We start from the raw sequence: 23727 nt of genomic DNA, 5'->3' as shown, positions 1-23727 counted from the left end.
CCATGCAACTTAAAGTGAAATTTTTCTTGGTGACTGGCTTTATCTGCCTGGCAATAGGCCTGATTGGAGCAGCCGTATCTTTCCAGTCCCTGGACTTCGATACAGGTGTCGCTAACATAGATGTCGAGAAGAAAATAGCAGCAGCTAATATCGATACATTAATTATTGAAAATGATATCTCAGGCATGACTTTCGTTCCCAGCAATTCAGATGAAATCAGCGTTCGTTTAGTCGGCGCTGCACGATCCGAGAATGCTCAGAACTGCACAATCGAGGCCGTGACAGAAGGTTCAAATACGTGGCGAGTTGACGTCTGTACGAATAGAAAAAATCACATTAATATCGGATTTGATCTCACCGAATTCAAAAGCTTATTCAGCGGTCAACGCCTTCGTTTACAGACAGAAGTTCGTTTGCCCGACAAGCTTTACAAGGCGATTACCGTCAGCACAGATACAGGCAGCATCAACTTCAAGGAAGTGAAAGCTGAGAAGCTAACTGCTAGTACAGATACCGGAACTATTACGGTTGACCGCTATGAAGGAAAAACATTGAATCTGCAAACAGACACAGGCAGTATTCATCTCAATGACGGGCAGGGCAATATGAAGCTCAAAACCGATACAGGTACCATCACAGCGAAGCTTCGTGAGCTTGGTGATACAGTTACCGCTGAATCAGACACTGGAACAGTTCGCATACAGCTAGATTCCGCAACTACAGATACAACCTTTGATCTAAGCACAGATACGGGCACTGCCAGGCTGGATGTGCCAGGTGTGAACGTTCAACAGCCGACCAGACATAATATAGTTAAGGGTTCTATCGGCAATGGCAGCAAAAAAGTTACCGTTCGCACGGATACTGGCTATGTTGAGGTTAAAGGTAGATAATCCTCCTCTTTTTTTCAGATACACATCGTTTTTCCAGGAAGCCGATTCTAAGGAGTCGGCTTTTTTCTCGTTAACAAGGCAATAGCTTGAATAATTATTATTTTGTCGAAGAAGAAGGAATTAAGTCACATACCCCGAATATACAAAAATATACAGATAATATCTATATTTATCCAAAAGTTAAAAAACCTGTATGAGACAAAAAGAGAAGAGGGTCAACATTGAAAAATAGCAGAGAGATTCGAGAAGAAGCAAGGAAAGCATTGAAGGGGAATTGGCTTGCTGCAGTTGGGCTGTATCTAATTACAATCCTCATCACGATCCCGCTTTCGATTGCCAGTAATGCAACTCAAACAAATGAGAATTACCTATTATCTATTATAATTACTTTGGGATCACTCCTTCTTTCCGTTGTCATATCAACAACAGTATCAACTTACTTCCTCCATTTAGCTAGACAACAGAAGCTTGGGTACGCTGACTCGTTCTCATATGGAATTAAAAAATTCTGGCCATTTTTCAAGTTAACTTTTTTAATGGGACTTAAAATATTGGCTTGGACACTTCTATTTATCATTCCGGGTATCATTGCTTCCTTACGATATTCGCAAGCGATATACATTAAGTTAGACAATCCAGAAATATCTTCATCGAATGCCATTCGAATTAGTACGGAGATGATGAAAGGGTACAAGTGGAAATACTTTTGTTTAGCACTTAGTTTTATAGGCTGGGTACTATTAGTTCCATTTACTCTATTTATCGGGGGATTATGGATTGGCGCTTATTATAATACAGCAAGATCGGTATTCTATGATATCCTGAATGCGGACAGATTAGTTAAACTTTCCTAATAAGTAAGACAACACACTTAAGCAAAAAAGCTCCTCTCGAGCATCCGATGGATGACGGGAAGAGCTTTTTTTCCGATAAATGAGTTATTCCTTTTCAAGCGGTGACCTATTTCAAAAAGGTTTGAATCTTCTCCAGCAGCCGATTCCAATCAATTGGCTTCGTATCGAAGTCATCGCAGCCTGCCTCAAAGGCCATCTCCCGATCCGATGCCATGGCATGGGCAGTTAGCGCGATAACGGGAATTCCCTGTGTCTCCGGCGATGTTTTGAGCAGTCGCGTCGCTTGCCAGCCATCCAGGACAGGAAGACTCATATCCATAAGAATAAGAGCTGGTGCCTCTGTCCTCGCTGCATCGACGCCTTGCTGTCCGTCTGTCGCCATAATGACTTCAAAGCCTTTGCGGATTAAACGACGGGACAGCATATCACGATTCATTTCATTATCTTCCACCAATAAAATTTTATACATGGTCTTCTGCTTCCTCTTTACGTCGAATATAAACCTGATCTCCGTTGCTATGCTCATTCACCGCGCTTGCCATAAGGCTGCGGATTTCATGCAACAGCGATTCGCGCTTAAAGCTTCCCTTTTGGATAATGTTTTTCACATAGCCATTTAGTCGCATCCGATCCTCGGAAGCAATATCCTTCGCCGTAACAACGACAATCGGAATCCATTGCCATTCCTCACGTTTGCGCAGCTCCGTAACGAACTCGAAGCCATCCATGCCCGGCATCATTAAATCGAGCAGAATCAATTGAGGAAGTGCTTGTGACATCATGTTCAAAGCCGCGCGGCCATCCTTCGCTTTCGAGACCCTAAAGCCTTCCCTTTCCAACATTTGCGTCATCATATGGCTTGTTGTCACATCATCCTCGATGACAAGTACAGCGTTGGTTTGACGCTCAGGGATATGCTTATCCAGCACGGAAATTAATTTATCGATGTAAACTGGTTTGGTCAGAAACTCTGCCGCGCCAAGCGCATAGCCCATATTCTTGTCCTCGGTTATCGACATCATGATAACGGGGATACCAGATAACTCCGGGTCGTTTTTGAGCGTCGTCAGCACGGTCCAACCATCCATGCCCGGCATAAGTACATCCAGGGAAATCAAGGTAGGACGCAGCTCTCTAGCGAGTCGAATGCCTTCCTCTCCATTTTGGGCCAATGCAACGGTACAGCCTTCTTTGCTTAGAAAACGCTGCATCAGCTGCAGCACAGCTGGGTCATCGTCAATGACCAGCACGATGCGGTTTTCCTGAATGTCTTGCGAACTGCTCTCCATGACCTGGTCATTGCTTCCGCTCACATGATTCTCCTGCAACGGCAACCAAGCGGTAAAGGTTGTACCTTGACCGTACACACTATCGACGGTGATATGACCGCCCATCATTTGGCACAGCTTCTGAGAGATGGCGAGTCCGAGTCCCGTACCTCCGTATTTCCTAGTTGTCGAGGAATCAGCCTGTTTAAACGCTTGAAATAAATGCGTCATCTGCTCCGCTGTCATCCCGATCCCGGTATCTTGAATACTAAAACTAATGCCAGACTGCCGATTGACCATCTCGTAACCAGCGGTTAGCTGGATCGTGCCATCCTTCGTAAACTTGCCGGCATTGCTCAACAAATTGAAGAGAACCTGCATCAGCTTCGTGACGTCTGTTCGTATTTCTCCTTGAGGGAAAACGACCTCCAAACGGTTGCCGCCTGCCTCTATAAGCGGATTGACAGTCGTCAGCACATTGCGAATCAAAGTCGGTATATCACAGACCTCTAGATAAAGATCCATTTTACCCGCTTCAATCTTGGAGAGATCCAGAATATCATTGATGAGCGTCAGTAGATGCTTACCAGCGTTGTGGATTTTGCCCAAGTCGTCTGCAAATGCGGGTTCATTCATGTCTTCGGCATCTTCTTTGAGCATCTCACTATAGCCAATGATCGCATTCAGCGGAGTACGCAGCTCATGGCTCATATTCGCGAGGAACTGACTTTTGATCTGATTGGCTTCAATCGCTTCGTCACGTGCTTTGGAAAGCTCCGCCGTACGCTCCTTCACCAATTCCTCCAGTTGATCATTTAACTGCATCAGTTCTTGATTTACGCAATAAATCTCCCGAGTCTTCTGCTCGGCGATCTGTTCGGCTGCCTTCCGCGCTTTCTTCTCCCGTTCTAGCTGCCTTCGAAGTACATCAACTTCTGAAATGTCCTGCATTTATTTCACTTCCGCTTTCGACAAAATAAAACGTGCCGCGGTTCCTTCCTCCAAGTTCTCGCGTATCATGTCAATCGCCTCACCATAGTGCTGAATGCACCCATTAATCAGCCCTTGTGCTAAATCCGCAAACGGTCGCGAGGATCGGTAAGTCATGATCAGCGTCCCTTCTACCGACGTGTCATATTCGAAAGCAGGCAGCTCAGCGCCTGGATAGAGCTTACGGACTTCAACGTGAATGTAGCTGTCCACCTTTTGCAAAAAGCTGAATACCGTGCTGTTTTCTTGAAGAAATTGCGGGTGCAGTTCGGTGAGCTGGGTAAACAAATATTCACCGAAGGTAATAATCAAGTCGGTAACGGGAATGCTTGTCCGCTGGCTCAACTGCACGATAAGCTGAATCATTTCATTATGATCATAAGTGCCCACAGAGGTGTAGCTGCCACCCGAAGGTAAATCCGAGCCTTCAATAATTTGATCCACGATACTTAAAGAGAATTTATTTTCGACCATTTCGAGAAAAGAAGTAAAAACCATGCCTTTCATCGTAACACGCTCCCATTTACTAATTAGAATAACTCTCTTTACGTACGATGTGCATGAAGGCATCCACCACTTTGGGATCAAAATGAAAGCCGCGCTGCTTCTGAATCTCCGTCAAAGCTTCCTCGGTGGACCATGCTCGTTTATAGGGGCGTTCGTGCGTCAGGGCATCATAAAAGTCGGCAAGTGCCACAATGCGCCCTGCAAGCGGAATCGCTTCTCCCCTTAATCCGTTCGGATACCCGGTACCGTCCCATTTCTCATGGTGCGTCAAGGCAATCGTATGGGCTAACTGCAAATCCGGGAATTGACTTCCCTCGAGAATACTTGCACCAATCGTCGTATGCGTTTTCATCTGCTCGAATTCTTCTGGGCTGAATCTTCCTGGTTTCAATAAAATATCATCCGGTATGCCTAACTTCCCGAGATCATGTAAAGGTGTTGCTCGCTCAATCAGCAAAGCTTCGTGCTCTGATAAACCGAGCGAGGAAGCTATCTCCTTCGCCATTTGACCCACTCGCTGCGTATGCTGTCCCGTCTGATCATCACGGAATTCCGAAGTTCGTCCAAGCAATTGCAGGATTTCCAGCTTCGCCTGCTCTAGTTTAACGGTCCGTTCTTGTACGCGCAGCTCTAATAACTGATTCTGATCTTGCAGCTGTAAATGATAAAATCGTGTTTTCAATAAGTTATTGATCCGTAATACGACTTCTGTTTTATCTAATGGCTTCGTAATGAAATCGTGAGCGCCCAAGTGCAGGGCTTCCTTCTTAGCCTCCTGCGTCACATCTGCAGTAAGCACTAAGATCGGCAGAAAATGACCCTCCTCCACCCGTTCCCGGAGCAGCTTCAAAGCTGCGAATCCATCCACGTCAGGCATATGTAGATCCAATAAAATAATGTCGGGCTTAATCTCTTCAAAGAGGGCTTCTATCTGTCTGGGATCCGTTGTAGAGTGTAAATTGGAAAAACCTGCACGACTCAGTATTCGCTCTAACAGACTGACATTGTAAGCCTGATCGTCGATAATCAGAAAGCGAGCGCCTTGCATCCAAATTTTGTCCATCTATGCACCTCATTCCATCCTTGCTTGCAGATCTAATTATAATGCATATTTTACCATACATATCATGCTATGTGACTTTGAAATGTCGAAATAAAAGCTGACATGGCTCGAATTGTAAAAATTTTGTCGAAATAGAGGGATTACAACGACTAGCAAGAATATATACAAAATAATACAGAAAGTAGGTAAATTAACCATATGTTAAAAAATTTTCAAATGACTATTCAGATGAAGATTGTGACAACATCGCTGCTTTTACTACTTATCCCTATTCTCATCCTCGGCAGTATCAGCTACTATGTATCTTCCAACGTCACGAATGCCTTGATTGAAAAAGACTTAAGGAATGCCGTGCAAATGTCCATCCAACTGATTCAATCCTTCGATGATTCTGTTAAATCGGGGAGTATTACCAAGGAAGAAGCGCAAGAAAAAGTGAAAATATGGATGCTTGGTCCCAAAAGCGAAGGAAAAAGACCGATCAATCCGAAGATTGATTTAGGCAAAAATGGGTATTTCTTTGTCCTTGATAACAAGGGAACCGAACTTGCACATCCCTCATTGGAGGGCCAAAACATTTGGGATAAGAAATCGAATGATGGTCAACTTTTCATCCAAGAAATGATTCAAAAAGCAGAAAATAACGGTGGATTCACGACCTATATGTGGCCACTGCCCGGCGGTTCCACGAAAGAAGCTATGAAAATTACCTACGCGGAGAAAGATCCTCTGTGGGGATGGGTTGTGGCAGCCGGCTCCTATTTACAAGATTATAACGCTGGACAAACGGACATGTTGAATACGATTATAATCACTCTTGTCATTTGTTTGCTGGTCGGTATGCTGGTCCTCATCCTCTTCGCTAGACATATCGCTAAGCCTCTCGTCCGAGTAGAACGTCAAGCCAGTCAGATTGCGACAGGCAATTTATCGATATCCGATTTGAACGTGCTTAATCGTGATGAAATCGGCAAGCTGGCAGGTTCATTCAATCAAATGAAAGCCTATATTAGGCAGCTTGTTTCCCAAGCGAGTTCGAGCTCAGGTGCCCTAAATGAGGAATCTAAGCAAGTCTCGCATTCTCTGGATCAAATGGCTCAAGCAGCAAATCACATTTCTTCTGTGATGCATGGTGTTGCAGCTAGTACAAACACTCATGCGCTTAGTGTCGTAGAAAGCTCCTCCGCTATGAAAGAATTGTCCGACAGCATTCAGCAGGTCGCATCCAGCTCTTCTATTGCCTTCGATTTATCAGAAAACACGGTATTGGAAGCGGAAAAGGGGAATGCCTATATTCAGCAAACGAATGAGCAGATGCAGGTCGTTAGCTCGACCATGGACAACCTGTCTAGCATCATCGACTTGCTGCGTGATCGCTCCCAACAGATTGGTGAAATCGTTTCGATCATCTCCGACATCTCGTCACAAACGAACCTATTAGCCTTGAATGCTTCGATTGAAGCCGCACGCGCTGGGGAACATGGCAAGGGGTTTGCCGTAGTCGCCGGGGAAGTTAAGAAGCTTGCAGAGCGCTCCAAGATGTCCTCGGAGCAGGTTACAGAGTTGATCGTTGGTATCCAAGGTGACATCCTCGGAGCCGTAGAAACCATGCATAAAGGTGACCAAGAAATCTCATCCAGTGTAGGGACGTTGAAGGAAACTGGGTTCGCTTTTGAACGAATTCACAGCGCTGTTAAGCAGGTGCTAGGGCAGGCACAGCAAGCGTCCTCAGAAGCCGAACGCATGTCAGCTACCTCTCAACAGATCATGTTATCCTTATCCGAAATGGAGAATTCCGCCAACCAATCAGCAGGTACGGCACAAACCATATCCGCTTTGACCGAAACGCAGCTATCTAGCATCGATGGCATCTCAGCCTCTGTTAAAAACTTAAATGACATGTCAGCTCAGCTGCAGGATGTTATTCAACAATTTAAGGTATAGGGCGATAACGTGAAAAATATAAAGTAAAAAGCTCTTCTCCTTCATCCACATGGTAATATCCCTTTTAAATAGACAAGGATATTACCATATTGATGACGGGAAGAGCTTTTTTACGTGCCTATTTGAAAATAGTCTTATTTACTTTTCTCTAAAAAGTCATGCAACCATGCCTGCGATTCCGCCAGCACTTGCTCTGCGCGACCAATCGCCTCGCTCACTTGATTGCTCGCTGTACCACCGTAGACATTACGAGCATTCACGACTTGCTCAGGTTGAAGCACAGCATAAATATCGGATTCGAACAGCGTGGAGAAGGTTTTGAACTCCTCGATGCTCATATCGAGTAAATATTTTTTGTTCTGGATGCAGTACAAAACGGTTTTGCCGATGACTTCGTGCGCTTGACGGAACGGAAGACCTTTGTTCACCAGGTAATCCGCAATGTCGGTTGCATTCGAGAAGTCTTGGTTCACGGCTTGGCGCATACGCTCCGTGTTCACTTTCATCGTCGACACCATCGGTGCAAACAATTGCAGCGCACCTTGGAGGGTGCGAACCGTATCAAACATGCCTTCTTTGTCTTCCTGCATGTCCTTGTTGTACGCCAGCGGCAGCGACTTGAGTACGGTCATCAGACCGAACAAATTGCCATAGACGCGACCCGTTTTGCCACGGACAAGCTCCGCTACGTCCGGGTTCTTCTTCTGCGGCATGATCGAGCTGCCGGTGCAGAATGCATCGTCGAGTTCGATGAACGCGAACTCGGTCGAAGACCAGAGCACCATTTCCTCGCTGAAGCGAGAAAGGTGCATCATGATCATGGACGCGTTAGAGAGGAACTCCAGGATGAAATCGCGGTCGCTGACCGCATCCAAGGAGTTCTCGTACACGCGTCCGAACCCGAGCTGCTCCGCCACAAAATGGCGGTCGATCGGGAAAGTCGTGCCCGCGAGCGCGCCAGCGCCGAGCGGGAGCATGTCTACGCGCTTGTAGCTGTCCTGCAAGCGCTCAAGGTCACGCTGGAACATGCTGACGTAGGCCATCAGATGGTGCGCGAACAAGATCGGCTGCGCACGCTGCAGATGCGTATACCCAGGGATAATCGTATCGAGATTAGCCTTCGCTTTCTCAAGCAAAGCTTCCTGCAGCTTGATCAGCAAGCCAACGAACTCCACCACGCGCTTGCGCAGGTAGAGATGCATGTCCGTCGCCACCTGATCGTTGCGGCTACGGCCCGTGTGCAGCTTGCCGCCGACAGGACCGATTAGGTCGATCAAGGTTTTCTCGATATTCATATGAATATCTTCATTCTGAATCGTGTATTCCAGCTCGCCACGACGAATCATGCCTTGTACTTGCAGCAAGCCGTCTTTGATTTTCTCCACATCGTCAGCAGGAAGAATCCCGCATTTGCCCAGCATCGTCACGTGCGCCAAGCTGCCTTCAATATCTTCCTCGGCAAGCTCTTTGTCGAAAGTAATGGATGCTGTATATTCTTCGACCAATTGGTCGGTTTGTTTCGTGAAACGTCCACCCCAAAGCTTAGACACCGTGCATGACCCCTCTCGTATTAACTCCTAGAAACCCTTATGGGACAACCTTATGGACAACCCAAAGGCTTTCCACAAAGGGAAAGCCCACGGCTGAGCAGCTATAGAATTGACAACCAACATCATTTATTCGATGTAATGGTTGTCAAGCAGTTACTTCTTCGCGTTTTGTTCCACGCCGGAACCTACTTTCAAGCGCAGTGCATTCAAGCGGATAAAGCCTGTTGCATCGCCTTGATCGTAAGCTTTCGTTGGATCTGCTTCCATTGTTGCGATATCTGGGTTGTATAGGGATACTGGGCTTTTCACGCCAGCACCAATTACGTTACCTTTGTACAGTTTCAAACGAACTGTACCGGATACGTTCTTTTGGCTCTCGGACACAAGCGCTTGAATCGCCAAACGCTCAGGTGCGAACCAGAAGCCGTTGTATACAAGGGATGCATATTTCGAGATCAAAGAATCACGAAGGTGCATAACATCGCGGTCCATCGTGAGGGATTCCATTTTACGGTGAGCGGTGAAAAGAATCGTACCGCCTGGAGTCTCGTATACGCCACGACTCTTCATGCCGACGAAACGGTTCTCCACCATGTCCACACGGCCAATACCGTGTTTGCCGCCGATTTCGTTCAACGTTTCCATCACTTGAAGTGGGGAAAGCTTCGCTCCGTTAATAGCTACGCAATCGCCAGCAGCAAACTCAAGCTCGATGTACTCCGCTTGGTCTGGTGCATCTTCTGGCGCAACACTAAGCACGTACATGCCTTTGTTGTCATCAGCGGCTGCATCGAACCAAGGGTCTTCCAACATGCCGCTCTCGAAGGAGATGTGCAGCAAGTTGCGGTCTGTCGAATATGGCTTCGCTGCGGATGCTGTTACTGGAATGTTGTGCTTCTCCGCGTAAGCGATCATCTCTGCGCGACCTGGGAACTGCTCGCGGAATTCTTCCAAACGCCAAGGAGCGATCACGGACAGCTCAGGGGCAAGCGCTGCTGCTGTAAGCTCGAAGCGTACTTGGTCATTTCCTTTGCCAGTAGCGCCGTGAGCAATCGCTGTTGCGCCTTCGGCACGTGCAATCTCAACCATACGCTTAGCGATCAAAGGACGCGCAATGCTCGTGCCCAGCAAGTATTGCCCTTCGTAAAGAGCCGCCGCTTGGAACATCGGGTTGATGAAATCTTTCGCGAACTCGTCGCGTAGATCGTCGATGTAGATTTTGGATGCACCCGTTGCTAGTGCTTTTTCTTCCAGGCCGTCAAGCTCATCCTTTTGACCGATATCCGCTGTGAATGCAATGATTTCTGCGTCGTACGTTTCTTTTAACCATTTGAGGATAACTGATGTATCCAACCCGCCTGAATACGCGAGTACGATTTTTTCCTTAGCCATGTCTACTCTTCGCTCCGTTTCTACACTCTCATTTGAAATTTATATCATTGTCGCGGCCATGATAGCCTTTTGCGCGTGAAGACGATTCTCTGCTTGATCAAAAATAATGGAATGTCCGCCATCGATGACGCCCTCGCTCACTTCTTCCCCGCGGTGTGCAGGCAAGCAATGCATGAACAAGTAATCCTGCTTCGCATATTTCACCAAAGCCTCGTTGACTTGGAAGTTTTTGAACGCGATTTCCCGCTCGTGCTGCTCCGCTTCTTGCCCCATGCTCGCCCATACATCGGTGTAGATGATGTCTGCATTTTCAATCGCTTCGCGTGGATCGTTCGTCACCAACAGGCTTCCGCCGGATTGTGCCGCATTTTCCTTGGATTGACGGACCACCTCTTTATCGGACTCATAGCCCACTGGGGAAGCAACCGCGAAATCCATCCCTAACTTACTAGCTCCCATCATCAGGGAGTGAACCATATTGTTGCCATCGCCGATATAGGCGACTTTGATGCCTTTTAAGCGGCCTTTTTTCTCCAAAACCGTCTGATAATCCGCCATAACTTGGCAAGGGTGCGCATGGTCTGTTAATCCGTTAATAACAGGCACCGTCGCTCCGCGTGCCAAATCAATTACCTTGCGGTGCTCGTAGGTACGAATCATGATGCCGTCCAAATAACGGGACAAGGTTTGAGCGGTATCCCATACCGTCTCTCCGCGACCAAGTTGCAGATCATTTTTACTCAAGAAAAGCGCTTGCCCCCCCAGTTGGTACATCCCTACTTCAAAGGAAACACGCGTACGCGTGGAGGATTTCTCAAAAATCATGCCCAGCGTTTTACCCGCTAGCACCGCATGAGGCTCTCTCGCTTTCTGCTTACGCTTCAGCTCGATCGCATAGTGAATCAAATATTCGATTTCTTCCGGTGTATAATCAATCAATGCAAGAAAATCCTTGCCCTTCAACTGGGCAGCCAGTTCTTCCTTGACCGTGCTATTCATGTGATCCAACCTCTCTACTGTAAACTTCGGTTAGACGCCGCTAATGGTCGATGCCTTCTGGGAGAGGACACCGCACACGACTTCTAACGCCTGATCCAAATCTTCTTGCGGTATCGTTAACGCCGGCACTAAACGAATCACGTTAGGTCCTGCTGGAATGACCAGCACGCCTTGCTTATGAATTTCGCTAATGATTTCGGCACTCGGCTGTGTACATTCAATTCCAATCAGAAGGCCGATACCACGGATGCTCTTGACTAGCGGATTGCCTGCCAGCTTGCTCTCTAACGTCTTCACCGTATACGCACCTAACTCTGCTGCACGCTCTGGCAATTGATTGTCGATAATCGTGCTTAATGTTGCATGAGCCGCTGCTGTTGCAATCGGAGTTCCGCCGAACGTGGAACCGTGACTTCCTGCGCTGAAAGCTTCAGCCAAATAGCCTTTGCTCAACATCGCACCGATCGGGAATCCACCGCCAAGACCTTTGGCCAAAGTGAAAATGTCCGGTTCAACCCCATAATGCTCATAGGCAAAAAGCTTACCTGTACGTCCCACACCCGTCTGGATTTCATCCGCGATCAGAAGTAGATTATGCTCCTTACAAAGCTCAGCAAGCTGTTTCACGAATGTCGGATCCGCTGGTAATACGCCGCCTTCTCCTTGCACGAACTCAAGCATAACCGCACACGTACGGTCGTTCACGAGGTTGCGAACAGACTCGATATCGTTATAATCCGCATAGACGAAACCTTCTGGAAGCGGAAGGAAGCCTTCCTTTACTTTGTCCTGACCCGTCGCTGTTAATGTAGCAATCGTACGCCCATGGAAGGACATGTTGAACGTAATAATCTCGTAGCGGCCGTTGTTCAGCACTTTTTGCGAGTAACGACGCGCGATTTTGATCGCAGCCTCGTTCGCTTCCGCTCCTGTGGAACAGAAAAACACTGCATCCGCACAGCTGTTGTCCGTCAATAACCCAGCCAATTTTTCCTGATTTGGAATATGAAATAGATTACCCACATGCCAAAGCTGATCCAGCTGCTCGATCAATTTCTCTTTCACCACTTGCGGTGCATGCCCAAGAGCTGCAACGGCAATCCCGCTCATCATATCGATGTATTCCTTACCTGTATCGTCCCACAATCGGCTGCCTTCACCTTTCACTAGCGTAATCGGATATCTGGCGTAGGTTGGAAATAACGAGCTTTTCCCTTGTTCTGTCATGTACATTCCCTCCTTATGGGGTTATTAAAATTATCGTACAATGCGCGTGCCGATTCCTTCACCTTTCAAAACCTTGCTTAACACGTTCGGCTCCGAACCGTTCACGATAACCACTTCTTGCACTTGCCCTTGTATACAAGCAATCGCTGCACGAACCTTCGGGATCATGCCGCCATAGATGTCGCCACTTGTAATCATTTCTTCAATCTCCGCTACGCTGACGACAGGAAGCACTTGCTTCTCGCCATCCACAACTTTCATTATGCCAGGAACATCCGTCACGACAACCATTTGCTCTACACCCAGGTGAGAAGCCACAGCACCAGCCGCCGTATCGGCGTTGATATTGTACCGCTGTCCGCCATCTGCCCCTAGACCAACTGGCGCGATAACCGGAATGTAGCCCATACCGACGATGCCTTGAATTAGCTCCGCATTGACTTTCGTCACATCGCCTACAAGACCAACTTCATGGCTGTTGGCTACCGGCTTCGCTTCGATCAAATGTCCATCTACACCAGACAAACCAAGCGCCTTCGCGCCTGTTAACTGAATGCGGCGTACGATTTCTTTGTTAATCTGACCAGACAGCACCATTTCAACCACGTCGAGGACTGCTTCAGATGTTACCCTTAGTCCGTTCACGAAGCCAGACTCAATGCCTAGCTTCCCTAGCGTATCCGAAATCGCAGGACCCCCGCCATGAACGATGACCGTAACAATGCCTTCTTCCTGAAGGTGACGCATATCCTCAAAAAAACTGCTAGGCAGCGCCGCAAGCGTGCTGCCCCCGCATTTCATTACAAAGCAATTGTTCTTCACTGCTCTTTTTCCTCCTTACGTCCGATAAGCCGCATTAATTCGCACATAATCATAGGTCAAATCGCAGCCCCAACCCGTTGCTTTGCCTTCGCCCATATGTAAATTCACATGAATTTGAATCGTATCTGTTTTCAAATAAACCAGCGCCGCTTCCTCGTCAAACTTCACGGGGCGCGATTGCTCCAAAACCGCGATATCGCCAAGGCGAATATCAACGGTATTCACGTTCACCGGCTGACCCGAGTAACCTACAGCCGCAATGATCCGGCCCCAGTTCGCGTCAGCGCCATATACGGCGGATTTCACGAGGCTCGATCCGATGATCGACTTCACGATTTTACGAGCCGCATCGTCGCTCTCTGCGCCGATAACCGTCGTCTCGATCAGCTTCGTCGCGCCTTCGCCATCACGTGCAATCGCTTTGGCTAGGTATTCGCCAACGTATTGGAACCCTGCCGCGAAAGCCTCCCAATCCGGGTGCCCCGGATGCAAGGAATCGCCGCCGGCCAAACCGCTCGCCATCACCACGACCATGTCGTTGGTGCTTGTATCCCCGTCAACGGTGATCATGTTGAACGTGTTATCTGTAATCCTGCTAAGCAACAGCTGCAGGTATTCGCTCTCAATCGCGACGTCGGTTGTCATGAAACCGAGCATCGTCGCCATGTTCGGGTGAATCATCCCCGAACCCTTAGCCGCTCCGGCAATGTGAACCTCTTTGCCGCCAACCACAACACGGACGCACGTCATCTTCTGCACGAGATCCGTCGTCAGGATCGACTGGCAGAAGTCTTCGCCGCCGTCTAGCTTCAGCTTCGCTGGCAGCTGCTCGATGCCGCTCAGCACTTTGCCCATCGGCAGCAGCTCGCCGATCACGCCTGTGCTCGTTACGCCGACATGGTGCTCTGCCACGCCTAGTGCCTTCGCACTTGCCGCGCGCATTGCGCGAGCGTCGTCTTCGCCTTGCTGGCCGGTGCACGCGTTCGCGTTGCCGCTGTTCACGATCATCGCCTGCAGCTTGCCGCTGTGGGCGATGCTTTCTTGCGTCACGCGCAGCGGTGCCGCTTGGAACGCGTTCAGCGTGTACACGCCTGCCGCTGACGCAGGTACATCACAGAGGATCGCGCCAAGATCATAGCGCTCCGTTTTTTTCAATCCGCAGTGCAGTCCGCCTGCACGAAAGCCCTTCGGAGTTGTTACAGTGCCCTCTGGCACGACAGTGAAGCTAACTTGGTCCGACATGGTCGTATACTCACCTATCCTCATCTTCTAGTTATGGATATACCGGTGCGAACAACAACCCTGTCGTTTCGTCCCAGCCTTGCATAATATTTAAGTTCTGAATCGCTTGACCTGCGGCACCTTTAACAACATTGTCGATAACCGACACGATCGTTACACGCCCTGTACGCTCATCCACAGCGAAGCCGATATCACAGTAGTTCGAGCCCATAACTTCCTTCGTTGAAGGATACTTCCCAAGCGGGCGAATCCTTACGAATTTGCGGCCTTCATAGTACTGACGATACTGTTCGATGAACTCTTCAGCTGTATGTTCACCTGTTAGCGTGGCATACATTGTCGCCATAATCCCGCGTGTCATTGGCACAAGGTGCGTTGTGAACGTCGTCACAACCGGTTTTCCTGCAATGCGACTCAGTGCTTGCTCAATTTCCGGGATGTGTTGGTGCTTATTTATTTTGTAAGCCGATAAATTCTCATTCACTTCGGAATAGTGTGCGCCCAAGCTCAAACCTCGACCCGCCCCGGATACTCCGGATTTCGCATCAATAATAATCGTGGACGGATCAATCCATCCCGCTTCAACCGCAGGAATAAGTCCTAGCAGCGTCGCTGTTGGGTAACAGCCTGGGTTGGCGATCAGATCGCTGCCCTTCACTTCGTCCCCGAACACTTCGGATAGACCGTAGATCGAACGCGCCAAAGCTTCTTCAGAAGCGGCCGGCTTTTTGTACCATTTTTCGTAGTCGCTAGCTGACTTCAGTCTCAAATCCCCCGAAATATCAATCACTTTCAGGCCCGCCTCGATCAATTTAGGCGAAAGTCCCGCACTCACACCTGCCGGAGTAGCTAGAAACACAACGTCTGCTTTACCAGCGATCAAATCAACATCAAGGACATCGAGGATATCCACGACAACTTCCTGCAAATGTGGAAAATGCTCCGCAAGCGGCGCTCCTGCATTCGATGTAGAAATAACGGATGTAATCTGTACAAGTGGATGCGCCTGCAAAAGACGAATCAATTCCGCACCACCATACCCTGTTGCTCCAATAATAGCCGCTCTAATGCTCTGACTCATTCCCATGACCTCCCGATGTTCCGAAAATATATGTATTATTATACATTCGTATACATAATAATTCAATGAATTTTTTTGCGCTCTGGCTTTGACCAAAATTGCGTTTCAGCAAGGTATTTCAAGGTTTTTATTCGATAAAAATGAATTAATTTTAGTTGACTGAATAATCTGACTATATACAGTTATATGCACATTATGCATCAATTTTACGCAAGCCGTGCATAAAACAAATCGTAATCTCCGCCATCGCCTATTTCGTTGCCAATTCATCCAACCCACTCATTATCCCAAACTCTATAGTCAGAAGGCAAATTATGTTAGTCGATCTCGAGTTATGCACATTTGTACACAGGCATTGTGTATAAGTCGGGGGATTACGCACAGTTTGCCAACAAGTTATCCACAAAAAAAACCATCAGGTAATGATTCTCCTGACGGTCCTCCTCTACGCATGACGCTTAAACCCTTCTCCCAACACTTCATTCGTTTCACTCAAAATTACGAAAGCCTGTGGATCCACGGACTGCACGAGTGTTTTTAATCGACTGACTTCATTCTGTTTCACGACCACCATCATGACCGTACGCGATTCCCCTGTAAATCCACCCGATCCGCTAAGTTCGGTTAACCCGCGATCCAAGTCGTACAAAATCGCCTTCCGAATAGCATCCGTATGATCCGAAATGATAAAGGCCACTTTGGCATAGTTGAAGCCGAGCTGCACGATATCAATCGTTTTGGTCGTAACGAATAAGCCGATCATCCCGTACAGCGCATTCTCTGGGGTAAACACTAGGGCCGAGCTGATAATGACAAGTCCATCGAATATGGCAACCGAAAAGCCTAGGCTTAAGCCGGAGTATTTATGTAATAATTGTGCTGCCAACCCAAGCCCGCCTGTGGATCCACGCCCTTTGAAGACAATACCTAGACCCAAACCTACGCCTATGCCGCCATATACAGCAGCTAGTAATGGATTATGCGTCGGCACGCCTAAGTGGGTCGTGACGAGTACGCAGAACGGGAAAATAACCGATCCTACGATGGCTTTAATGCCGAATTTCTTCCCGAGCAGCCACAGCGCTAACAGTAAAATCGGAATATTGAGCGCCCATTGTGTGTACGCCGGGTTTATTTTGGTCACTTCCTGCAAAATGGTCGAAATCCCCGATACCCCACCTGTCGCAATTTGGTTCGGGTTCAAAAAGCTGTTAAAGCTCGCTGCCATGATCAACGAACCAACGATCAGTAGTATATATTCAAAAACGGTATGCGTGGGACTCCCCATCGTGATTCGTGGTTCTCTTCTGGACACCAGTGGTCCTCCTTCGTTCGTTTACATGAAAAATCCTACACCTATTAGGTGTAGGATCAACGTTTATAACGTGAACCATGCACAGCCCGGCAAATCAGCTTGCTTGGCTTGTGGCAGGCTTACTCTGGCTTCCGTATTTGATGACGCAGATACGCGTCGATGAAGGTATCGAGGTCCCCGTCCATGACAGCTCCAACATTACCTGTCTCAGCGGAGGTTCTGTGATCCTTCACCATGCTGTACGGATGAAAGACGTAGGAGCGAATCTGGCTGCCCCACGCAATATCCGACTGCTCGCCGCGAATCTCGGCTAGGTGCTTCAATTGCTCTTCGATCTTCCGCTCATAGAGCTTGGAGCGAAGCATCTTCATCGCTTTCTCGCGGTTCTTGATCTGCGAGCGCTCTTGCTGACAGCTCACCACGACGCCAGTTGGGATGTGCGTAATCCGCACAGCCGAGTCCGTGGTGTTGATGTGCTGTCCGCCGGCGCCGCTCGCGCGGTACGTATCGATCTTGAGATCCTCGGAGCGGATTTCACCAACGTCTGTGTCGTCTTCGATCTCCGGCATCACGTCACACGATGCGAACGAGGTGTGACGACGGCCAGAGGCGTCGAACGGCGAGATCCGGACGAGCCGATGCACGCCCTTCTCTGCCTTCAAGTAGCCGTAGGCGTTGAAGCCCGTGATCTGCAGCGTGACACTCTTCACGCCGGCTTCGTCGCCTGGCAAATAGTCGAGTACCTCGACTTTGTAGCCCCGCTTCTCTGCCCAGCGGCGGTACATCCGCAGCAGCATCTCTGCCCAGTCCTGCGACTCGGTTCCGCCGGCGCCTGGATGCAGCTCTAAAATCGCATTCAGCCGGTCGTACGGCTGATTAAGCAGCAAACCAAGCTCGAAGGACTCGAGCTTCTTAACGAGCGCCGCGATGCCTGTTTCGATGTCTTTGACAAGACCCGCATCGCTCTCTTCTTCTTCGAGTTCGACCATGACCTGAATGTCCTCGAACGCGTTCGTGAAGCCTTGGAATTCCTCCACGACACTCTTGATCACGTTGAGCTCAGCGATCGTCTTCTGGGCACGTTCGTTATCATCCCAGAAATCTGGCGCGCCCATTTTCTCCTCATAATCTCCAATGGCTTCTAGCTTATGATCTAAGTCAAAGAGACCCCCGTAATTCGGTTAGTCGCTTCGCTGTTTCTCTTAAGTCTTGTTTTACTTCTGGTTCTAGCATGTCGTACACCTCATTTATTCTGCTTGCATGTACCTAGACAAGTTGTTTAGTGGCTTACATGCCTTGCCCGTGGCACTGCTTGAACTTCTTACCGCTGCCGCATGGGCATGGGTCATTGCGTCCAATACGCTGCTCTTCCGCGCGTACGAGCGGTTTTTTGCCGCCAGCTTCATTCTTCGTATCAACAGCCTGACCCTCTGCTACCGCTTGGCGCTCTAGGTTGCTTTGTACGTGTGCTTTCATGATGTACATGGCGACTTCTTCACGAATGTTATCGATCATCTCTTGGAACATCTCGAAGCCTTCGAATTGGTACTCACGAAGTGGGTCTGTACCACCGTATGCACGCAAGTGAATACCTTGGCGCAGCTGATCCATCGCATCGATGTGATCCATCCATTTGCTATCTACCGCACGAAGTGCTACGACTTTCTCAAACTCACGCATGAACTCTGCGCCAATTTCCGTTTCACGCTCATCATACCGTTTGCTCACAAGATCTTTGATCAGCTCGATGATCTCATCTTGCTCTTTGCCCCAGATGGCTTGATCTGTGATTTGAGCATCATCATGCAATAGGTTATTGTTCACAAAATTCGCAACCTCTTGCAGTTCCCACTCTTCCGGAATTTGCTCCTCTGGACAGTGTGCTTTCACGATACGCTCGATCACAGCACTGATCATACCCTCAATGACCTCGCGGATATTCTCGGACTCCAGCAGCTCGCGGCGCTGTTTATATATAATCTCACGTTGTTGATTCATGACATCGTCATATTGAAGGACGACTTTACGTACGTCGAAGTTGTTGCCCTCAACGCGTTTTTGTGCGGATTCCACGGCACGGGAGATCAATTTGCTCTCAATCGGCTGATCTTCTTCCATTCCGAGACGATCCATCATCGCCATAATATTTTCAGCGCCGAATCGTTTCATCAACTCATCTTCAAGAGAAAGGTAGAATTGGGAGGAACCAGGGTCACCTTGACGTCCTGCACGTCCACGCAACTGATTATCAATCCGTCTGCTCTCATGACGTTCAGTACCTATGATATGCAAGCCGCCAGCTTCATGTACGCCTTGACCTAGCATAATGTCCGTACCACGGCCCGCCATGTTCGTTGCAATCGTAACTGACCCTGGTTGACCTGCACGTGAAACGATTTCCGCTTCTTCGGCATGATACTTGGCATTCAAAACTTTATGTTGAACACCCTTCTTCTTCAACATCTCCGAAAGTTTCTCTGAGTTCTCGATCGATACCGTACCAACAAGCACTGGTTGATTCAGCTTATGGCGTTCTAGGATTTGCTCAACAACGGCTCTGAACTTACCGTTCTCTGACTTATAAACCACGTCCGGTAAATCCTTACGAATCATTGGACGGTTCGTCGGAACGATAATAACTTCAAGGCCGTAAATTTTCTTCAACTCTTCTTCTTCCGTCTTCGCTGTTCCCGTCATTCCCGCTAGCTTGCGGTACATACGGAAATAGTTCTGGAACGTAATCGTAGCGAGTGTCATGCTTTCATTCTGAACTTTCAGCTGCTCTTTCGCCTCAATGGCTTGGTGCAACCCATCACTATAGCGACGGCCAGTCATGATACGGCCCGTAAATTCATCAACGATCATAACTTCTTCATCTTGAACAACGTAGTCCACGTCACGTTTCATAATGAAACGAGCTTTGAGCGCTTGTGTGATGTGGTGGTTGATGTTTACGTTTTGATGATCAAATAAGTTCTCAATACCAAAAGCTCGCTCACCTTTCGCCACGCCATCTTCCGTTAACGCGACAGCCCGCACTTTGATATCAATCGTGTAGTCTTCTTCTTCTTTCAGCGTCGAAACGAAACGGTCAGCCGTAAAGTACATATCTGTCGACTTCGCAGCTTGTCCAGATATAATCAATGGCGTTCTCGCTTCATCGACTAGAATGGAATCCACCTCATCGATAACCGCATAGTACAGCGGACGTTGAACCATCTGCTCTTTGTACAGCACCATGTTGTCACGCAGGTAGTCAAACCCGTATTCGTTATTTGTTCCATACGTAATATCACAAGCATAAGCTGCTTGCTTCTCTTCATGAGACAAGTCATGCAAGTTAACCCCAACGGTTAAGCCGAGGAACTCGTAAATTTGACCCATTTCTCCGCTATCCCGCTGTGCCAAATAGTCATTGACGGTTACAACGTGTACGCCTTTACCAAGCAAAGCATTCAAATAAACAGGAAGTGTTCCAACAAGTGTTTTCCCTTCCCCTGTTCTCATCTCTGCGATACGGCCTTCGTGCAGCACCATACCCCCGATAAGTTGAACGTCATAATGACGTTTCCCTAGCACACGCCAAGCTGCTTCTCTGACAACAGCAAAAGCCTCCGGCAATAAATCATCGATTTCTTCGCCTTTCTCAAGGCGTTCTCTGAACTCTATTGTTTTTCCTTTTAACTCTTCATCGGACAGCGGCTTAATGCCAGCTTCAAGCTCGTTGATGTAGTCAACGGCCTTGAGCATCCGTTTAATCTCCCGTTCATTGGAATCACCAAAAATTTTCTTCACTAGTCCTAGCATCGGTGAACCCCTTTCCCTTGCGTTCGTATCCTTAAATTGTACCACTTATGACAGTCTTGTCGCAACAAACGAGCATTCTCTTCCTTCTAAAACCTTTAGAAATAGGACTTAAAAACCATGCTTTTCGTATTTCTTAGTATGAAATGGAGAGGTCGCTAACATGCATAGAAGGATTGATCACTTCGTTTGCTAAAGGAAAGAGCTTAATCCGATAACATCGAATTAAGCTCACTTGATCATTTTTTATAGGAATGTTATAGAATGTATTAGGCAATTTGTTTATGCATTACATCGCTGGTTCGATTAAACCGTATTTACCATCGTCTCGTTTGTAGACCACATTGACTGTATCTGTCTCCATGTTCGAGAAGACAAAGAAGTTATGACCCACCATATTCATTTGGAGAATCGCTTCTTCGACGTCCATTGGCTTCAGATTGAAGCGTTTGTTGCGCACGAGTTCGAAATCCTCTTCTTCTTCCATATAGGAAGCTGCTGCGACTTCTGCTTTGAACAAATCACGTTTGCCGCCATCTTGGCGAATTTTACGATTCGTTTTTGTCTTGTGCTTACGAATTTGACGCTCTAATTTGTCCACAACCAAATCAATGGATGCGTACATGTCTGTGTTGCGTTCTTCTGCTCGCAGTAGCACGCCTGTTAACGGGATGCTTACTTCGATGGCTTGAAGACCTTTAACCACACTTAGCTTTACTTGTACATCGGATGTAAGGGGAGCTTCAAAATACCTCTCTAGTCTATTCAACTTCTTGTCGACATAGTCTCCGAGGGCTTCAGTAACTTCAAGGTGTTCTCCGCGAATGCTAATTTCCATAGTTAAACATCTCCCTTCCTTCTTACATTATACTACATTCCACTCCAACTTCATAATTCCTTTAAATTCCGAGCTAATCTTTTCTAGGCAAAATATAAAAAACACCCCAGCGTATTTCCCCAGGGTGATCTTGTTCATCGTTGTATGCGATGGCACCATACGTGCCAAATAATTATAATCTGCTTACGTTTGCAGCTTGTGGTCCGCGTGCGCCTTCTACGATGTCAAACTCAACAGCTTGACCTTCGTCTAGCGTTTTGAACCCTTCGGACTGAATCGCTGAGAAATGCACGAATACATCTCCACCATCTTCGCGCTCAATGAAACCATAACCCTTTTCTGCGTTAAACCATTTCACTTTACCTTGCATATCGTACACAATCCTTTCGTTTTAAAAAATATAAATGATAAGAGCGAGAAATGAAAACCCTTACATTTTGACTATACCATCTACCCGCTTGACCTGTCAATTTCTAACTTTTAAAAAGAATGAATATTTAGAAAATTCAAGTATTTACATCCCGTGGATAACTGCAGAATTTGTAGAATCCTGTCGTGACGGGCTTTTTTACATGTTATTAACAAAGTTATTCACAGGTTTATGCACATTATCCACAGGGTCAATAGAGATAATTATGGATAACTCGACGTTCATGGGACCGTTTATTCACACTCTGGGGCCAGATCGGATTGTTTATCCACGGATCGCTGTAGGAGGATGAAGAAAACAGGGGATAAAAGAAAAAACCTTCTGCCGCGGCAAAAGGTTTGTGTGGATAGACTATTTTTTCTTGTCGAAGAAGTAACTTTCCTGTGCATAGGGTTGCTCATACGCATTGTTATGCACACGAGCCCGTTCTATTTTATCAATTCCGCTCTTAGCTTCATCCTTTAATTGCTGCATACGTCTTACAATCACATCATCATGTTGGAGAATGTCTTTAATCACCAGCTTTTGCTGATCATTAAAGCTCTGATTCATCGATTGTAGTTGGTCAATAATGATTTGCCTCTCCTCGACGAAACTTCCTAACTGCTCATAGTCCTTCTGATCCAGCTCTACGATGATTCCTTGCGTTATCCGCTTTAATGATTGGAGAAGCTTATCCATGTTTCGATGCTAAAGAAAGCTTGGCTGCCTGTACCCACGTTTCTTTGAGCTCTACTAAATAGCCCAACACTTCCTCAGCGGATTCCACTTGCTTCTTCGTATTCGCTTCGACTAGGCGGAAGAGGAAATAGTCATACAAGCGTAGCAGTTCGTCGGCTACAGGTGCCTCCTTATCCAAAGTGATAATAAACTCTTGGATGATGTCTTGAACTCTCATCAGATAATTATTAGCATCTTGGTAATTCTTCTGAGAGAGTGCCTCAATGGCTTGCTTACAATATCGGATTGCACCATCAGATAACATGATGAGCAGCTGAGCTGGGCTCGCTGTTTGAATTGAATTTTGCACATATTTATTCTGCTGCGCCGAAATCATGCAAATACCCCCTAATGTCTAGTCCTATTCGCTTATTACCTACGCTCATCTACCATAGCTCCAGCCATTTCCCATACCTTAGCCAAAAAATCTAGCGACTTCTCATTAGGAATTTCTCGAATGACTTCACCACTGCTTTTATCTAATACTTTAACAATAATATGCTTGGTCTGTTCGTGAATAGAGAAATCAAGCGTTGTGGATGTTCCTTCTACGGCTTTAATTGCACGCTCGATTGCCTTTACAAGTTGTTGCTCACTGATGGGGATATTCTGACCTTGCGCTTGAGCTTGCTTTAAATCTTGAACGCTCTGAATCCCATCATTGCTCGTTACTTTCGGTGTTGCAGTAGCTTCGTAAGTACTTGGCTTTGGAACATTTCCAATCGGTTGGTTCATACTCACAGCTATGACCTCCTAAAATAATAAGTTATTACTAATATCGGTGAGCA

22 protein-coding genes are annotated in these 23727 nt (G+C 47.4%); 3 read left to right on the top strand and 19 right to left on the bottom strand.

Going from position 1 to position 23727, the window contains the following annotated elements; genetic code table 11:
* The first annotated feature begins 2 nt into the window (after nt 1-2).
* On the top strand, nt 3-893 hold the full coding sequence (locus tag ACSQ8P_RS00625; RefSeq protein WP_436233458.1) for a DUF4097 family beta strand repeat-containing protein: 891 nt from the start codon (nt 3-5) through the stop codon (nt 891-893).
* A gap of 221 nt (nt 894-1114) precedes the next feature.
* Nucleotides 1115-1747 (top strand): DUF975 family protein, encoded by a 633-nt coding sequence (locus tag ACSQ8P_RS00620; RefSeq protein ID WP_436233457.1) that lies wholly within the window; start codon nt 1115-1117, stop codon nt 1745-1747.
* 106 nt (nt 1748-1853) lie between these two features.
* On the opposite strand, the gene ACSQ8P_RS00615 is transcribed toward ACSQ8P_RS00620, so the two are convergent.
* Genes ACSQ8P_RS00615 through ACSQ8P_RS00600 form a run of 4 tightly spaced genes read right to left on the bottom strand, consistent with a single transcriptional unit; the run spans nt 1854 to nt 5575 of the window.
* Nucleotides 1854-2216: a response regulator gene (locus ACSQ8P_RS00615; RefSeq protein ID WP_436233456.1), complete on the bottom strand. Its 363-nt coding sequence runs from the start codon at nt 2214-2216 to the stop codon at nt 1854-1856.
* On the bottom strand, nt 2209-3966 hold the full coding sequence (locus tag ACSQ8P_RS00610; protein WP_436233455.1) for a response regulator: 1758 nt from the start codon (nt 3964-3966) through the stop codon (nt 2209-2211). The genes ACSQ8P_RS00615 and ACSQ8P_RS00610 overlap by 8 nt, the downstream gene beginning before the upstream one ends.
* Nucleotides 3967-4512, bottom strand: a complete 546-nt coding sequence (locus tag ACSQ8P_RS00605; protein ID WP_436233454.1) for a heme NO-binding domain-containing protein — start codon at nt 4510-4512, stop codon at nt 3967-3969.
* 19 nt (nt 4513-4531) lie between these two features.
* Nucleotides 4532-5575, bottom strand: a complete 1044-nt coding sequence (locus ACSQ8P_RS00600) for an HD-GYP domain-containing protein (RefSeq protein WP_436233453.1) — start codon at nt 5573-5575, stop codon at nt 4532-4534.
* A 198-nt stretch (nt 5576-5773) separates the two neighbouring features.
* Between ACSQ8P_RS00600 and ACSQ8P_RS00595 the strand changes: the two genes are divergently transcribed.
* Entirely contained in the window at nt 5774-7519 is a 1746-nt protein-coding gene (locus tag ACSQ8P_RS00595) for a methyl-accepting chemotaxis protein (RefSeq protein ID WP_436233452.1), read from the top strand.
* A 134-nt stretch (nt 7520-7653) separates the two neighbouring features.
* Here ACSQ8P_RS00595 and argH read toward each other — a convergent pair whose 3' ends face one another.
* From argH to ACSQ8P_RS00520, 15 genes are all read right to left on the bottom strand, one after another.
* Nucleotides 7654-9069, bottom strand: coding sequence for an argininosuccinate lyase (gene argH / locus ACSQ8P_RS00590; protein WP_436233451.1), 1416 nt, complete (start codon nt 9067-9069; stop codon nt 7654-7656).
* Nucleotides 9070-9222: 153 nt separating this feature from the next.
* Entirely contained in the window at nt 9223-10461 is a 1239-nt protein-coding gene (locus ACSQ8P_RS00585; protein ID WP_436233450.1) for an argininosuccinate synthase, read from the bottom strand.
* Between the two features lie 39 nt (nt 10462-10500).
* Complete coding sequence (argF, locus tag ACSQ8P_RS00580) at nt 10501-11460, bottom strand: ornithine carbamoyltransferase (RefSeq protein WP_436233449.1); 960 nt, start codon at nt 11458-11460, stop codon at nt 10501-10503.
* Between the two features lie 30 nt (nt 11461-11490).
* Nucleotides 11491-12687: an acetylornithine transaminase gene (locus ACSQ8P_RS00575; protein WP_436233448.1), complete on the bottom strand. Its 1197-nt coding sequence runs from the start codon at nt 12685-12687 to the stop codon at nt 11491-11493.
* Between the two features lie 30 nt (nt 12688-12717).
* Nucleotides 12718-13488, bottom strand: coding sequence for an acetylglutamate kinase (gene argB, locus ACSQ8P_RS00570; RefSeq protein WP_436239422.1), 771 nt, complete (start codon nt 13486-13488; stop codon nt 12718-12720).
* Nucleotides 13489-13524: 36 nt separating this feature from the next.
* Nucleotides 13525-14775, bottom strand: coding sequence for a bifunctional glutamate N-acetyltransferase/amino-acid acetyltransferase ArgJ (gene argJ, locus ACSQ8P_RS00565; RefSeq protein WP_436233447.1), 1251 nt, complete (start codon nt 14773-14775; stop codon nt 13525-13527).
* A gap of 7 nt (nt 14776-14782) precedes the next feature.
* Complete coding sequence (gene argC, locus ACSQ8P_RS00560) at nt 14783-15832, bottom strand: N-acetyl-gamma-glutamyl-phosphate reductase (protein WP_436233446.1); 1050 nt, start codon at nt 15830-15832, stop codon at nt 14783-14785.
* 445 nt (nt 15833-16277) lie between these two features.
* The gene (locus ACSQ8P_RS00555) at nt 16278-17150 is read right to left on the bottom strand and encodes a YitT family protein (RefSeq protein WP_436239421.1); all 873 of its coding nucleotides are present in this window, start codon (nt 17148-17150) and stop codon (nt 16278-16280) included.
* Nucleotides 17151-17266: 116 nt separating this feature from the next.
* A protein-coding gene (gene prfB, locus ACSQ8P_RS00550) for a peptide chain release factor 2 (protein WP_436233445.1) occupies nt 17267-18380 on the bottom strand; the annotation gives its coding sequence in 2 pieces (ribosomal slippage) (nt 17267-18307 and nt 18309-18380; 1113 coding nt in all).
* A gap of 54 nt (nt 18381-18434) precedes the next feature.
* The gene (gene secA / locus ACSQ8P_RS00545) at nt 18435-20954 is read right to left on the bottom strand and encodes a preprotein translocase subunit SecA (protein ID WP_436233444.1); all 2520 of its coding nucleotides are present in this window, start codon (nt 20952-20954) and stop codon (nt 18435-18437) included.
* A gap of 286 nt (nt 20955-21240) precedes the next feature.
* Complete coding sequence (hpf, locus tag ACSQ8P_RS00540; protein ID WP_436233443.1) at nt 21241-21789, bottom strand: ribosome hibernation-promoting factor, HPF/YfiA family; 549 nt, start codon at nt 21787-21789, stop codon at nt 21241-21243.
* Nucleotides 21790-21961: 172 nt separating this feature from the next.
* Entirely contained in the window at nt 21962-22159 is a 198-nt protein-coding gene (locus ACSQ8P_RS00535; protein ID WP_028556842.1) for a cold shock domain-containing protein, read from the bottom strand.
* 411 nt (nt 22160-22570) lie between these two features.
* Entirely contained in the window at nt 22571-22900 is a 330-nt protein-coding gene (locus ACSQ8P_RS00530) for a flagellar protein FliT (RefSeq protein WP_436233442.1), read from the bottom strand.
* Nucleotides 22893-23276, bottom strand: a complete 384-nt coding sequence (fliS, locus tag ACSQ8P_RS00525) for a flagellar export chaperone FliS (RefSeq protein ID WP_436233441.1) — start codon at nt 23274-23276, stop codon at nt 22893-22895. The genes ACSQ8P_RS00530 and fliS overlap by 8 nt, the downstream gene beginning before the upstream one ends.
* A gap of 35 nt (nt 23277-23311) precedes the next feature.
* The gene (locus ACSQ8P_RS00520; protein WP_436239420.1) at nt 23312-23674 is read right to left on the bottom strand and encodes a flagellar protein FlaG; all 363 of its coding nucleotides are present in this window, start codon (nt 23672-23674) and stop codon (nt 23312-23314) included.
* Nucleotides 23675-23727: the final 53 nt, after the last annotated feature.

This window comes from Paenibacillus sp. LjRoot153, from assembly GCF_964253085.1.
In the GTDB taxonomy this organism is placed as follows: Bacteria; Bacillota; Bacilli; order Paenibacillales; family NBRC-103111; genus Paenibacillus_E.
This window is presented reverse-complemented; position numbering and strand designations above follow the sequence as displayed.

Excerpts from the sequence above, each read along its gene's own strand:
- ACSQ8P_RS00625 (WP_436233458.1), top strand. The coding sequence starts at position 3 with ATGCAACTTAAAGTGAAATTTTTCTTGGTGACTGGCTTTATCTGCCTG.
- ACSQ8P_RS00615 (WP_436233456.1), bottom strand. The coding sequence starts at position 2,216 with ATGTATAAAATTTTATTGGTGGAAGATAATGAAATGAATCGTGATATG.
- ACSQ8P_RS00610 (WP_436233455.1), bottom strand. The coding sequence starts at position 3,966 with ATGCAGGACATTTCAGAAGTTGATGTACTTCGAAGGCAGCTAGAACGG.
- ACSQ8P_RS00605 (WP_436233454.1), bottom strand. The coding sequence starts at position 4,512 with ATGAAAGGCATGGTTTTTACTTCTTTTCTCGAAATGGTCGAAAATAAA.
- ACSQ8P_RS00600 (WP_436233453.1), bottom strand. The coding sequence starts at position 5,575 with ATGGACAAAATTTGGATGCAAGGCGCTCGCTTTCTGATTATCGACGAT.
- ACSQ8P_RS00595 (WP_436233452.1), top strand. The coding sequence starts at position 5,774 with ATGTTAAAAAATTTTCAAATGACTATTCAGATGAAGATTGTGACAACA.
- ACSQ8P_RS00585 (WP_436233450.1), bottom strand. The coding sequence starts at position 10,461 with ATGGCTAAGGAAAAAATCGTACTCGCGTATTCAGGCGGGTTGGATACA.
- argF (WP_436233449.1), bottom strand. The coding sequence starts at position 11,460 with ATGAATAGCACGGTCAAGGAAGAACTGGCTGCCCAGTTGAAGGGCAAG.
- ACSQ8P_RS00575 (WP_436233448.1), bottom strand. The coding sequence starts at position 12,687 with ATGACAGAACAAGGGAAAAGCTCGTTATTTCCAACCTACGCCAGATAT.
- argB (WP_436239422.1), bottom strand. The coding sequence starts at position 13,488 with ATGAAATGCGGGGGCAGCACGCTTGCGGCGCTGCCTAGCAGTTTTTTT.
- argJ (WP_436233447.1), bottom strand. The coding sequence starts at position 14,775 with ATGAGGATAGGTGAGTATACGACCATGTCGGACCAAGTTAGCTTCACT.
- argC (WP_436233446.1), bottom strand. The coding sequence starts at position 15,832 with ATGAGTCAGAGCATTAGAGCGGCTATTATTGGAGCAACAGGGTATGGT.
- secA (WP_436233444.1), bottom strand. The coding sequence starts at position 20,954 with ATGCTAGGACTAGTGAAGAAAATTTTTGGTGATTCCAATGAACGGGAG.
- hpf (WP_436233443.1), bottom strand. The coding sequence starts at position 21,789 with ATGGAAATTAGCATTCGCGGAGAACACCTTGAAGTTACTGAAGCCCTC.
- ACSQ8P_RS00535 (WP_028556842.1), bottom strand. The coding sequence starts at position 22,159 with ATGCAAGGTAAAGTGAAATGGTTTAACGCAGAAAAGGGTTATGGTTTC.
- ACSQ8P_RS00530 (WP_436233442.1), bottom strand. The coding sequence starts at position 22,900 with ATGGATAAGCTTCTCCAATCATTAAAGCGGATAACGCAAGGAATCATC.
- fliS (WP_436233441.1), bottom strand. The coding sequence starts at position 23,276 with ATGATTTCGGCGCAGCAGAATAAATATGTGCAAAATTCAATTCAAACA.
- ACSQ8P_RS00520 (WP_436239420.1), bottom strand. The coding sequence starts at position 23,674 with ATGAACCAACCGATTGGAAATGTTCCAAAGCCAAGTACTTACGAAGCT.